The following is an 11635-nucleotide window of genomic DNA, read 5'->3' as shown; positions in this document are numbered from 1 at the left end:
CCCGCACATCCGTAGCGCCTGCGCGTTTCGCGTACCACTGGCGCATTTCGACGTACCGAGGGAGCACCTGCATGGTCGAGACAGCGCACCGGAACACCGGTGTGGAGGGCGTGGCCGGAGGGGTCGGGGTGACGGCTCTGCTGGTCGCTGCGGCGCGGGCGATCGAGACCCACCGCCCCGACAGCCTGGCGCAGGACGTCTTCGCCGAGCACTTCGTGCTCGCCGCCCCGGCGTCGAAGGGGTGGCCGGTCCGCCCGGAGGATGTCGCGGACGGGGACGCCAACCCGCTGTGGGGGCGGTTCGCGCGGTACTTCGGGCTGCGGACGCGGATCCTCGACGACTTCCTGCTCCAGTCGGCGCACGCCGGGGGCGTCCGGCAGGTGGTGCTGGTCGGCGCGGGGCTGGACTCGCGGGCGTACCGGCTGGAGTGGCCTGCCGGGTGTGTGGTCTTCGAGATCGACCGGGAGGATGTGCTGGCCTTCAAGCACCAGGTGCTCGACGGTGCTTCGGCCGTCCCGAAGGCGGCACGCGTACCGGTCCCGATGGATCTGCGGGACGATTGGGCCGGTGCCCTGCCCGGCGCGGGCTTCGATCCGGCGGCGCCGAGCGTGTGGCTGATCGAGGGGCTGCTGTTCTATCTGCCCCCGGCGGCCGAGACGTATCTGATCGACACAGTGGACCGGCTGAGCGCCGGGGGCAGCGCGCTGGCCTTCGAGGCCAAGCTGGAGGAGGACCTGCTGGCCTACCGCGACAGCGCGCTCTACACGGCGACGAGGGAGCAGATCGGCATCGATCTGCTGGGCCTGTTCGATCTCTCCCCCCGCCCCGACTCCGCGGGCCGGCTGGCGGACCGGGGGTGGTCCACCGCGGTGCACACCCCGTTCGACTTCACCCGGCTGCACGGGCGCGGGCCGCTGCCGGAGTCGAACGACGCGCTGGCGGGCAACCGGTGGGTGTTTGCGGACAAGCCCCGGGGGGCGTAGCCGGCGCGCCCGGGCGGAGGGCCCGTCACGGTTCATCACGCAGGCGGAGGAGGTACGTGGCGGTGAGCGCGACGGCCCGGTCGGCGTCGTGCGCCAGCTCGGTGAGGGCGCGGGCCGCCGCCGTCCCCGGGATGCCCGCCAGCGCCTGGGTCAGCCGTCCGCGTGCGGGCGCCCCGGTGGTGTCCCGGGCGAGGCGGTCGACGAGCCGGGCGGTGATCCGGTCCGCCGTCGCGGTGTCGTCCGCCAGCACGCCGAGTGCGTCGGCCGCGTCGGTGTCGTTCCTGCCTGCCACGATCATGTCGAGGAGGGCGGGGACGGCGTCGGCGTCGCCCCGGGCCCCGAGCGCCAGGGCCGCCTGGCCCCGCACCACGGGGTCGGGGTGGGCCAGGGCTTCGCGCAGCTCTGCGGCGGCCTGGTCGGCGGGCAGTTCGGTGAGGGAGCGCACGGCGCGTTCCCGTACGGCGGCCTCCGGCGAGCTGATGCCCGCCGCCAGCAGGGCGGGGGCGCCGTCGCCGGAGCGTGCCAGAGCCCAGCGCAGAGCCCCGGCGACATGGGGATCGCTCTCGGCGAGTACGGCCTCGACCAGCGCCTCGACCGGCACCGGGACGTCGTCGGCCGAGGAGAGGGCCGCCCGCTGGCGGGCGCCGGCGCTCTGCGACCCGAGTGCCTGGAGGAGCGTGACGACCTGGAGGGCGTCCTCCCAGTCGGCGGGTCCGGCGGCACGGATCCCGCGCAGCCGGGCCAGCAGCTCGGTCTCCGCCTCGATGCGTGTCCGCGTCCGGTTGATCAGGTCCTCGACGAGTGCCGACGGGGTGAAGTCACGGTCGTCGAGAGCCCGTTTGACCTCACGCAGCGACAGCCCCAGCGCCCGCAGGCTCTCGATGTGGAAGATCCGCCGGATGTCCTGCGGGGCGTACTCCCGGTAGCCGGACCCGGTGCGGCCCGAAGGGCTGACCAGGCCGAGCGACTCGTAGTGCCGGAGCATGCGGGCACTGACGCCGGACCGCCGCGCCACCTCACCGATCAACACCCTGGGCCTCTCGTCTGGATCATGCCGGGCTCGCGTGCCCCGGCGCGCACCTCTGCGGCAGGGTCGTCGATGACCCGGGGCCGCCGAGGGCCACGACGCGCTTCGCCTCCTCGAGGGCGAACGCGAGCCCCGTGTCCGGGTCGCGCAGCAGCTTCTCGGTGGCGAGCGCGTGGACGCGTACGGCCGGATCGGCGGCCGTACGGGCGGGGAGCAGGGCCGCCACGATCGTCTCCCCCAGGCCGACCAGCGCCCGGCTCAGGCTCAGTCGGGTCTCATGGCCGCCGCGCCCGAGCTGGGTGGCCAGCACCGTGGCCAGGGCGGGTTCCCCGCCCTCCGGCACGAGCACGGCGGCGGCCCGCCAGGCGCTCCGTGCCACCTCGTCGTCGGGATCGGTCAGCAGCGCCCGGGTGATGGCGGGCCAGGCCCTCCGGTCCGCGATCTTGGACAGGGTGTGGAGCGCCTGGCTCCGTGCCTGCGTACGCTCCGAGAGGAGTTCGTGGAGCAGCGCGGGGAGCGTCAGGGTCACCGGGTGCCGGTTCAGCGCCCAGGTCAGCATGTCTCGGACGAAGAACTCGGGCTCGATCGCGCACCGCTCGACGAGCGGGCCGACGTAGCGCGGGTCGGGTGCCGAGCCGATCGCCAGCGCGGCCCGCAGCCGTACGGACGCGCGGTCGTCCGCCAGTCCTCCGATCGCCCGTGCCGCGTCCCTGTCCCGTCCCGTGACCGTCATCAGGACCACCTCCTGGTCCACAGTGAAGACCTTGTCACCGTGTCAGGGTCAAGCGGGGCGGGCGCCGACCACTCTGCGGCGACCCCCGGGCTCCGGTGTCCTGACCGTTCCCGCCTCCGCCGCCCGGCCGCTGCCGTGGACCGGCAGCCGGTGTCGCGCACCGCCCGCTCGGGCGCCACCACCGGGCCGGGCCGGGAAGTGTGCCGTACGCCCCCCCCCGCCCGGCACACTTCCGCCTGATCGGCCCCGTCGCATCGCATCCGTACGGGGTACGAGTGCTGAAGGAACAGGAGTGACGAACGGTTCGCCACCGCCCTGACCGGAGGAAGGACGTGGGATGGCCAGTACCCCGGCCGCGGAACACTCCTTCGCCGCCGCCTGCCCGCTCCCCGCGGGCCCAGGGCCCGCACCCTGCGGGGCCGGGGCCGTGGACGCGGACGTGGTCGGTGCCGTCCTGGGTACCGCCCGGGCCGTGCTCGCCGAGCGGGTCGCCCAGGCGTCGGAGCTCGACGCCTCGTTCGCGGAGGAGCTGGCGGGGCGGGTCGCCGAATTCACCCTGGAGGGCGGCAAGCGGCTGCGCCCCCGGCTCCTGTGGTGGGCGATGCGGGCCTGCGGTGCGGGGGACGCCACCGCCACGGCCGCCGCGCTGCGGCTGGGCGTCGCACTGGAGCTGATCCAGACCTGCGCGCTGATCCACGACGACGTGATGGACCGCTCGCGGCTGCGCCGGGGGAGGCCCGCCGTCCATATCGGCCTCGCCACCTCGGCGGGCCTCTCCCCGGAGTCGGGACAGGGCTCGGCGTTCGGCACCTCGGCGGCCGTACTGGCCGGGGATCTCGCCCTGGTCTGGGCCGACGACACCGTGGCGGAGACGGTGCTGTCCGCCCCCGTACGGCGGCGGGTCGGGGCCATCTGGCGGTCCATGCGGACGGAGATGGTGGCCGGACAGTTCCTGGATCTGCACGGCCAGGTTGCGGGGGACTCCTCGGCTGCGCGGGCGTTGCGGACCGCCTGTCTCAAGAGCGCCCTGTACTCGGTGGAACGACCCCTGCTCCTCGGAGCCGCCCTGGCCGGTGCCGACGAGCGCACCACGGCCGCACTGCGCCTGGCCGGCCGGAGCGCTGGCACCGCCTTCCAGCTCCGCGACGACCTGCTCGGCGTCTTCGGGGACCCCCAGCTGACCGGGAAGCCGTCCGGCGACGACATCCGCGAGGGGAAGCCGACCTGTCTCCTGGCCGTCGCCCGGGAGCGGGCCGGAGCGGCGGGCGACGAGGCGGCGCTGGACGTGCTCGGCCGCGCGGTGGGGAACCCGGACGTCACCGAGGACGACCTCGGGAACGTACGCGATGTCCTGGAGGCGACCGGGGCACGCGCCCATGTGGAGCGGGAGGCGGAGCACTTGGGCGAGGAGGCCGTGCGCCGTCTGGGTGAGGCCGTCGACATCGGTTCGTACGGTGGCCGCCAACTGCTCGGCCTGGTGCGGGCTGTCTCCGGGGGCCGGTCCGGCCACTCCCCCACGGGCTCCGCAGCCGACGACGGCCCGCACGGCCACGACGGCCGGACGGACCAGATCCTGACCACGGCCGACGGAGGACGCAACAAATGATCACGGTGAAGGGGCCGACCGACCATGTGGTGGTGGTCGGTGCCGGGCTGGCGGGGCTCTCCGCCACGCTGCACCTGCTCGGCGCGGGCCGCCGGGTGACGGTGGTCGAGCGGGAGGCGGTGCCGGGGGGCCGGGCGGGGCTGCTGGAGGCGGGCGGCTTCCGCATCGACACCGGGCCCACCGTGCTGACCATGCCGGAGCTGGTGGAGGAGGCGTTCGCGGCGGTCGGGGACCGACTGGCCGACCGGTTGGAACTGATCCGGCTGGACCCCGCCTACCGGGCCCGGTTCGCGGACGGCTCCCAGCTCGACGTGCACACCGACGGGGCCGCGATGGAGGCGGCGGTCGAGCAGTTCGCGGGTGCCCGGCAGGCGGCCGGCTACCGGCGGCTGCGCGGGTGGCTGGAGCGTCTGTACCGGGTGCAGATGCGCCGCTTCATCGACGCCAACTTCGACTCCCCGCTCCAGCTCGCCCACCCCGACCTCGTGCGGCTCGCCGCGCTCGGCGGTTTCGGCCGGCTCGACGCGCGGATCGGGCACTTCGTCTCGGACGAACGGCTGCGCCGGGTCTTCTCCTTCCAGGCGCTGTACGCGGGTGTCCCTCCAGCCCGTGCGCTCGCCGCATACGCCGTCATCGCCTACATGGACACAATCGCCGGGGTGTACTTCCCCAAGGGCGGCATGCACGCGCTCCCCCGCGCGCTGGCGGCCTCGGCCGCCGAGGCGGGCGCCGACCTCCGCTACGGGCGGACCGTGACCCGGCTGGAGCGTTCGGGTGACCGGGTCACCGCCGTCGTCACCGACCAGGAGCGCATCCCCTGCGACGCCGTGGTGCTCACCCCCGACCTGCCCGTCGCCTACCGGCTGCTCGGCCGCGCCCCGCACCGGCCGCTCCGCCTCCGGCATTCGCCCTCCGCGGTGATCCTGCACGCGGGCACGGACCGCACCTGGCCGGAGCTGGCCCACCACACCATCTCGTTCGGCGCGGCCTGGAAGAGCACGTTCCGGGAGCTGACCCGCACCGGCCGGCTGATGTCGGACCCCTCGCTCCTCATCACCCGCCCCACCGCGACCGACCCCGCCCTGGCCCCGCCCGGCAAGCACCTCCACTACGTGCTGGCGCCCTGTCCCAACACCGAGGTGGGGCCGGGGGTACAGGAGTGGCGGGAGCTGGGGCCCCGGTACCGGGACACACTGCTGACGGAGCTGGAGCGGCGCGAGATGCCCGGACTCGGTGCGTCGATCGAGCAGGAAGGGCTGGTCACACCGGTCGACTGGACCGCCCAGGGGCACGCGGCCGGCACCCCGTTCGCGGTCGCCCACACGTTCCCGCAGACCGGCCCGTTCCGCCCGCGCAACCTCCTACGCTCCACGGCCAACGCCGTCCTCGCCGGGTGCGGCACCACGCCGGGAGTCGGCGTGCCGACCGTCCTGATCTCCGGAAAGCTGGCGGCGGAGAGGATCACCGGCCCCCGTACCGTTCCCCGGCCCGCCCGGAAAGGCACCTCCGCATGACCGTCCGTGAACTCGACGCCGCAGCCGTCCACGACCCCGATCTCCGCGCCGCGTACGCCCGCTGCCGCGCGCTCAACGCGCGCCACGGCAGGACGTACTTCCTGGCCACCCGGCTGCTCCCCGTCGACCGGCGCCCGGCCGTCCACGCCCTGTACGGCTTCGCCCGCCACGCCGACGACATCGTGGACGACCTCGACAGCACGGCGAGCCCCGGGGAGCGCGCCCGTGCTCTGCTCGCCCTGGAGGCCCAGTTGGAGTCAGGGCTGCGGGGCACCGGGACCGTCACCGAGCCGGTGATCCTCGCGCTCTCGGACACCGTGCGGCGGTACGGCATCGACCACCGGCACTTCACCGACTTCCTGGCCTCCATGCGCAGCGATCTCACCGTCGGCGGCTACGCCTCCTACGAGGAGCTGGGCCGGTACATGCACGGGTCCGCGGCGGTGATCGGCCTTCAGATGCTGCCGGTGCTGGGGACGGTGGGGCCGCGCGAGGAGGCCGCTCCGCACGCGGCCGCGCTCGGCGTCGCCTTCCAGCTGACCAACTTCCTGCGGGACGTGGGCGAGGACCTGGACCGGGGCCGGCTCTATCTCCCGGCCGAACTGCTGGGCGCCCACGGGGTGGACCGGGAGCGGTTCGAGTGGAGCCGGCGCACGGGGGCGCGGGATGCGCGGATCACCGATGTGCTGCGGGCCGCCGCCGCCCGCAACCGGGCCGTCTACCGGGACGCCCTGCCCGGGATCGCGAAGCTCGACCCGGTGTCACGGCCCTGCATCCGCACGGCGTTCGTGCTCTACAGCGGCATTCTCGACGCGATCGAGGCCGACGGCTACGCGGTCCTGCACCGCCGGTCGGTCGTGCCGCGCCGACGGCGGGCGGTCGTGGCGCTGGACGGACTGGTACGGGCGGTCGCCGCGCGCAGGGCGTGCCGGCGCGCCCCGGGCCCGCTCGCGCAGGCCCGCCCCTCCCGGCCCCGGGTGACCGCCCCCGTACAGAAGGAGCCGGTGTGAGCCCCGCGCCCGGGCGCCGCGGCCGCATCCCGCTGAGGTTGCGGCGGGCGCCCGTGCCCTGGGACCGGCAGGCGCCGACGTGGCGGGATGCGAAGCCGGGGCTCATCGCCGATGCGCTGAAGCGGGCGCAGAGCCGGCCGTCCGGCAACTGGTACGTCGTCGGCGCCTCGCGCGACCTGCCGCCCGGGCGGCCCCTCGGGATCACCCTCGCCGCCACCGAGGTGGTCGCCTGGCGGGACGGCGAGGGGCGGCTCCGGGCGGGTCCGGGGGCGTGCCCACACCTCGGAGCACCGCTGCGCGACAGCCCGGTGCGCTGCGGCACGCTGGTCTGCCACTGGCACGGACTGGCCCTGGACGGGGGGCCGTTCGCCGGGTGGGAGCCCTTCCCGGCCTTCGACGACGGGGTCCTGCTCTGGGTGCGGCTCGACGCGGTGGGCGGCGAGGCGCCTTCGGAGCGGCCGTACGTGCCGGTCCGACCGCGCATCCGGGACGCGGTGGAGGCGGTGTACTCAGGCGTCGGCCGCTGCGAGCCGGAGGACGTGGTGGCCAACCGGCTCGATCCGTGGCACGGGGCATGGTTCCACCCGTACTCCTTCGTGGACCTGACGGTGACGGGAACGCCCGGCGACGGCGGGGCGGAGGACGACGGGTTTCTGGTCGACGTGTCGTTCAAGGTGGCCGGGCGGCTGGTGGTACCGGTTCGGGCACGGTTCACGGCACCCGAACCCCGTACGGTCGTCATGCACATCGTGGCGGGCGAGGGCGCGGGGTCCGTGGTGGAGACCCACGCCACGCCGCTCGCGCCGGACGAGCGGGGGCAGCCCCGGACCGCTGTCACGGAAGCGGTGGTGGCGGCGTCGGACCGGCGCGGGTTCGCGCTGGCCCGGGCAGCCGCGCCGCTGCTGCGCCCGCTGATGCGTGCCTCGGCCGGGCGGTTGTGGCGGGACGATCTGGCGTACGCGGAGAGGCGCTGGGAGCTCCGGGACAGCGGACGCTTCCCGGGCTGACCCACGCGCCGCTCCGTCGGCGGGCGCTTCCCGAGCTGACCCACGCGCCCCTCCCGTCACCGGGCGCCTCGCGCGCTGAGGCGCGCCCGTCCCGTCAGGAGGGGCCTCGAACGCTGCCCCCGCGCCCCTCCCGTCAGGGGGCGCCCAGCGACGCGAGCCCCCTCAGCAGCGCCGAGCGTCCCGCGCGCGGAACCGTCCATAGCGTCTGCCCGCGTACGCCCCACCGCTCCAGCAGGGCGTTGGCGGCGAGGAAGCCGCTGGTGGCCGCGCGCTCCATCAGCGCCACCGGCAGCCCGGTGCGGACCATGTCCCCGGCCACCGTGACGGCGGGGTCGGGGGTGCGGATGCCCGGCCGGTCCTCGTAGCCGCCCACGGGGAACAGCGGGCAGTCCGCCCGCCACTCGTGGCGCTCGTCGACGATGCGGGCGCTCCGCGTCTCGGGGTAGATCCGGTGCAGTTGGTGCAGCACCTCGCTCTGGACGGCGCCCCGGTCGGCGTCGGGTGCGACGGCGTACGCGTGCAGTTCGACGACCGAGCCCTGGGTGCGCCGGGCCCAGCGCGCGGCCTCGCCCTCCCAGCGTTCCAGGACGCTCACGTTGTCCAGGGGCCCGTAGCCGCTGGTGCCGAGGAAGCCGGGCCGGTCGTAGCCCACCGGCCGGTCGAGCCAGAGCCGGGAGACCAGGAACGGCGGGGCGGTCCGCAGCCGCTCGATCCGGGCCCGCCATTCGGCGTCGCCCAGCTCCGGGGAGGCGGCGACGACCCGGCGCAGCCCGCCGCTGTCCAGCGCGAGGACGACGGCGTCGTACCGCGCGGTGCCCTGATCGGTGGTGAGGTCCAGCCCGCCGTCCGGGAGGGGCCGCACCTGCCGGACCGTCGCGCGCGTCCGTACGTCGGCGCCGTGGCCTTCGAGGTAGTGGTGGAGCGGGTCCCAGAGGGCGGTGGGGAACGGTTCGTCGGGCACGTCGAAGAGCAGGCCCTCGCTGGAGCCGAGGAAGTAGATGTGGAACATCAGGACCAGCTCCGCCGCCGAGAGTTCGCGCGGGTCGGCGAAGAAGCTGCGCGAGAACACCTCGAACGCCAGGTGGTGGGCGGCCTCGGGGAAGCGGATGCGGGTGAGGAAGTCGTGGGCGCTGGTCGAGTCGAGGTGTTCGTAGACCTCGGGCACGCGGACGTCGAGCAGGGGCAGGGCGGCGCAGGGGTTCATCCGGACCAGGTCGCGCGGGCCGAAGGTGGGGCTGAGGGCGACGAATCCCAGGGCGCTGAGGGGCGGGGTGCGCGGCACCCGGGCGAAGCTGTCGTGGAGGCCGGAGCTGTGGCGCAGCGGGTAGTCGGGCAGCCGGGTCAGCGAGTCCAGGCCCGGGTCGACCCGGCGGAGCAGGCCGCGCAGGTTGTAGTACTGCCGGAAGAAGGCGTGGAAGCCGCGGCTCATGGTGACGGTGGTGCCGTCGGCCAGCTCGGTGGACCAGCCCGACAGCCGTCCGCCCAGGGCCGGTTCGCGCTCGTGGAGGGTGACGCGGACGCCGCGTTCGGCCAGCAGGGTGGCCGCCGCGATCCCGGCGATTCCGCCGCCGACGACCGCTGCGGCGGGGGCGTTTGGCCCGGTGAAGCGGGGGCGGCCCTCGGGGGCGGGGAGTACCGCAGCCCGGCGGTCCCGGCCGCGTCGGCGTGCTGGGCCGCTGTCGCGTAGGAGCGTCACGCCTCCTCCCCCCTGCGGCCGGTGAACGTGTGGGTGATCCCGGTCTGCCAGCCGGGCAGCGGCAGGACGCGTACGTCGGTGAACCCGGCCCGCCGCAGCCGCCCGGCGAAGGCGGGAGCCGTGTCGAACTCGATGACGCTGCGCCGGAGATGGCGGTAGAGCCCGGCGTCCCCGGCGAGCCGCCCGGCGGACTGGACGATCGCTGCGCAGACGGCGTTCCACACCGCCCGGTGGGCGGGCGATCCGCCGAGCGTGTACTCGTGCACGGCCAGACGGCCGCCCGGGGCGAGCAGTCCCCGTACGAGATCGAGCGCCTTGTCGGGGTCGGTGAGGTTGCGGAAGAGGTAGCCCGCGAACACCGCGTCGTAGGAGCCGGGGCGCAGCCGGCCCGCCAGCTCCTCGACCGGCGCGTGGACGAAGTCGACGCCCTCCGGCCAGGTCTTCGCGGCGGCCCGCGCCAGCATGCCCGCCGACGCGTCGACTCCGGTGATGCGCGCGTACGGGGCCGCGGTGAGGAGCGCCGCCGTGGAGGCGCCCGTACCGCACCCCAGGTCGAGCACGCGCACCCCGCGCCCGCCGTCCGGCAGCCCCAACCGGCGGGCGGAGCGGCGCAGATGGGCGTGGTAGCCGGGGCTGGCCGCGACGAGACGGTCGTAGGCGGCGGAGCCGTGGTCGAAGGCCGCGGACAGGGCGTCGCCGCGCAGCACGGTCATGGGGTGTTCTCCTCGGGGGCGGTGGGTGGAGGGGGCGGGGACAGGAGCGCGGGTGGTTCGGTTCTTGCCCGGAAGGGGAGTTCGAGGACGGTCCGCAGCATGGGGACGACGGGGGTCCGCAGGCCGATCAGCAGGTCCTCGTGGAGCCGCGAGCGGCCGTCCAGGAAGCGCAGGAGCCGTTCGCCGGGGACCTCCCGGAAGAGGCGGGTGAAGAAGTCGGCGCCGCCCACCCGCCCGCTGTCCAGGGCCCGCAGCAGGACGGCGTCCATCGCCCGGGGCCACGCCCCGTACGGCGCGGGTATCCGCAGCCCGTGTCCGGCGCGGAGCCGGTCGGCGACGGCCCGGCTCTGGCGCTGGACGGCCGCGAAGGTGTAGCCGGTGGAGGGGCGGGTCGCGCCTCCGGCGGTGCCGATGCGGTACACCGACCGCCCCGCACGGGACGGAAGGTGGCCGTCCGTCATGGGGATGACCCCGCGCTCCTGCGCGGTGACGTGGAACGCGCCGAGCTTGAGGACCTGTCGGGTGTAGTGGTGCAGGGCGCGCCGGTAGTCGTCGGCGGTGAGGGGGGCGGGCGAGAACTCGGTGTACTCGACCAGGGCGGTGTGCGGGTCGAGGGGCAGGACGTAGCCGAAGGAGAGCCCGCGCGGCGGCTGCGGAGTGCGGAAGTCCATCAGGTCGGCGGTCGTCGGGTCGAAGGCGGGGCGCTCGGTGCGGACGAACCAGCCCGTGAAGTGCTGGAGCAGGGTGGTCCGGGCGGGCGGCAGGCGGCGGGGCGGACGGGAGTCGAAGACCCGGCGGCCCCGGGCGAGCACCCGTCCGCCGTCGGTGAGGACTTCGCCGCCGCCGGGTGTGTCCCGTACGGCGGTCACCGTGGCCTCGCTCCGGCGGAAGGCCGGTGTGCCGGAGAGGCGTTTGCCGACCAGGGCCTCGAAGGCGTCCGAGCGCAGCATCTTGTAGCGGAAGGGGGACGGGTCGATCACCGTGGGGGCCCCGTCGACCGCCCGGACCCGCAGCCGCGGCCAGGAGGCGGCGAGGGCGGAGTCATAGGGTCCGCCGGGCGGCTCCCAGTAGCACCAGGTGCGCGGCGGCGGCCTCAGGGGGCCTGGCGGGGCGTCGACGAGGAGGACCGTCAGCGGTACGGCGCCGCCCGGCGCGCAGAGATGGTGTGCCAGGCTCAGCCCGGCCGCACCGGCGCCCACGATGACGACGTCGGGGTCGGGCACGGCTTCCCTCTCGGTCGATCCTGCGGGCGGGCGCGGGTCTTTCGGACTGGACCGGCACCGAATCCTTCCGCACCGGAGGGCCGGACGGATGCGTGCGACGCGCCGCGGGGGGGACCTGAGGGC

At 75.2% G+C, this 11635-nt stretch carries 10 protein-coding genes; 5 read left to right on the top strand and 5 right to left on the bottom strand.

Going from position 1 to position 11635, the window contains the following annotated elements; genetic code table 11:
- The first annotated feature begins 71 nt into the window (after positions 1-71).
- Positions 72-983 (top strand): class I SAM-dependent methyltransferase, encoded by a 912-nt coding sequence (locus AC0682_RS09720; protein ID WP_478531995.1) that lies wholly within the window; start codon positions 72-74, stop codon positions 981-983.
- A gap of 25 nt (positions 984-1008) precedes the next feature.
- Here the strand turns inward: AC0682_RS09720 and AC0682_RS09715 are convergent, their stop codons facing one another.
- Together AC0682_RS09715 and AC0682_RS09710 are read right to left on the bottom strand one after the other, a co-directional pair.
- Positions 1009-2013, bottom strand: a complete 1005-nt coding sequence (locus AC0682_RS09715; protein WP_478531994.1) for a MerR family transcriptional regulator — start codon at positions 2011-2013, stop codon at positions 1009-1011.
- A 19-nt stretch (positions 2014-2032) separates the two neighbouring features.
- On the bottom strand, positions 2033-2743 hold the full coding sequence (locus AC0682_RS09710) for a HEAT repeat domain-containing protein (RefSeq protein WP_478532063.1): 711 nt from the start codon (positions 2741-2743) through the stop codon (positions 2033-2035).
- Between the two features lie 337 nt (positions 2744-3080).
- On the opposite strand from AC0682_RS09710, the gene AC0682_RS09705 reads away from it, so the two are divergent.
- The 4 genes from AC0682_RS09705 to AC0682_RS09690 are packed head-to-tail and all read left to right on the top strand — an operon-like array spanning position 3081 to position 7880.
- On the top strand, positions 3081-4349 hold the full coding sequence (locus AC0682_RS09705) for a polyprenyl synthetase family protein (RefSeq protein ID WP_478531993.1): 1269 nt from the start codon (positions 3081-3083) through the stop codon (positions 4347-4349).
- Positions 4346-5863 carry a phytoene desaturase gene (locus AC0682_RS09700; RefSeq protein WP_478531992.1) on the top strand — a complete coding sequence of 506 codons (1518 nt, stop codon included), beginning with the start codon at positions 4346-4348 and terminating at the stop codon, positions 5861-5863. The genes AC0682_RS09705 and AC0682_RS09700 overlap by 4 nt, the downstream gene beginning before the upstream one ends.
- Positions 5860-6873, top strand: a complete 1014-nt coding sequence (locus tag AC0682_RS09695) for a phytoene/squalene synthase family protein (protein WP_478531991.1) — start codon at positions 5860-5862, stop codon at positions 6871-6873. The genes AC0682_RS09700 and AC0682_RS09695 overlap by 4 nt, the downstream gene beginning before the upstream one ends.
- Positions 6870-7880 carry a Rieske (2Fe-2S) protein gene (locus AC0682_RS09690; RefSeq protein ID WP_478531990.1) on the top strand — a complete coding sequence of 337 codons (1011 nt, stop codon included), beginning with the start codon at positions 6870-6872 and terminating at the stop codon, positions 7878-7880. The genes AC0682_RS09695 and AC0682_RS09690 overlap by 4 nt, the downstream gene beginning before the upstream one ends.
- 133 nt (positions 7881-8013) lie before the next feature.
- Here AC0682_RS09690 and AC0682_RS09685 read toward each other — a convergent pair whose 3' ends face one another.
- Genes AC0682_RS09685 through AC0682_RS09675 form a run of 3 tightly spaced genes read right to left on the bottom strand, consistent with a single transcriptional unit; the run spans position 8014 to position 11512 of the window.
- Positions 8014-9576 carry an FAD-dependent oxidoreductase gene (locus AC0682_RS09685; protein WP_478531989.1) on the bottom strand — a complete coding sequence of 521 codons (1563 nt, stop codon included), beginning with the start codon at positions 9574-9576 and terminating at the stop codon, positions 8014-8016.
- Positions 9573-10289, bottom strand: a complete 717-nt coding sequence (locus AC0682_RS09680; RefSeq protein WP_478531988.1) for a class I SAM-dependent methyltransferase — start codon at positions 10287-10289, stop codon at positions 9573-9575. Before AC0682_RS09680 ends, AC0682_RS09685 begins: the two co-directional genes overlap by 4 nt.
- Positions 10286-11512, bottom strand: coding sequence for a lycopene cyclase family protein (locus AC0682_RS09675; protein ID WP_478531987.1), 1227 nt, complete (start codon positions 11510-11512; stop codon positions 10286-10288). Before AC0682_RS09675 ends, AC0682_RS09680 begins: the two co-directional genes overlap by 4 nt.
- Positions 11513-11635 lie beyond the last annotated feature (123 nt).

This window comes from Streptomyces sp. NPDC043746 (genome assembly GCF_056436485.1).
The sequence above is the reverse complement of the archived record's forward strand: the minus strand, read 5'-3'. Positions and strand labels throughout refer to the sequence as shown.

Coding starts and splice junctions, on each gene's coding strand:
- AC0682_RS09720 (WP_478531995.1), top strand. CDS start 72: ATGGTCGAGACAGCGCACCGGAACACCGGTGTGGAGGGCGTGGCCGGA.
- AC0682_RS09710 (WP_478532063.1), bottom strand. CDS start 2,743: ATGACGGTCACGGGACGGGACAGGGACGCGGCACGGGCGATCGGAGGA.
- AC0682_RS09705 (WP_478531993.1), top strand. CDS start 3,081: ATGGCCAGTACCCCGGCCGCGGAACACTCCTTCGCCGCCGCCTGCCCG.
- AC0682_RS09700 (WP_478531992.1), top strand. CDS start 4,346: ATGATCACGGTGAAGGGGCCGACCGACCATGTGGTGGTGGTCGGTGCC.
- AC0682_RS09695 (WP_478531991.1), top strand. CDS start 5,860: ATGACCGTCCGTGAACTCGACGCCGCAGCCGTCCACGACCCCGATCTC.
- AC0682_RS09680 (WP_478531988.1), bottom strand. CDS start 10,289: ATGACCGTGCTGCGCGGCGACGCCCTGTCCGCGGCCTTCGACCACGGC.